We start from the raw sequence: 518 nt of genomic DNA on the forward strand, positions 1-518 counted from the left end.
GGGGAGTATTCTCATTCATAGCTAAACAGTTTTTCAACACCCTAGGAGACTCTCTCATGAAAATGCATGCTGTGGTAGTAAATAAAGATGTAGCAGGTGATGTAGAAGTTGTTGAACGCGAACTGCGTCCGCTGGAATATGGCGAGGCGTTGGTGGAAGTCGAGTGTTGCGGCGTGTGCCACACCGACTTGCACGTTGCGGCAGGCGATTACGGCGACAAACCGGGTCGCGTGTTGGGACACGAAGGCATCGGTTTGGTTAAAGAAGTTGCCGACGGTGTGAAAAATCTGAAAGTCGGCGACCGTGTCAGCATCGCATGGCTGTTCCAAAGCTGCGGTTCTTGCGAATATTGCAATACCGGCCGCGAAACCTTGTGCCGCTCTGTATTGAACGCAGGCTATACTGCCGACGGCGGCATGGCGACCCACTGTATCGTGAGTGCCGATTACGCGGTCAAAGTCCCTGAGGGCTTGGATCCTGCGCAAGCTTCGAGCATTACTTGTGCCGGTGTGACCACT

The 518-nt window shown here is 53.5% G+C and carries 1 protein-coding gene; it reads left to right on the plus strand.

From position 1 onward, the window contains the following. Positions 1 to 56: 56 nt before the first annotated feature. The coding region (locus ACTHUM_RS18610; protein ID WP_440403769.1) for an alcohol dehydrogenase catalytic domain-containing protein at positions 57 to 518 on the plus strand (462 nt) is incomplete at its 3' end.

The organism is Neisseria sp. P0021.S006, assembly GCF_051956895.1.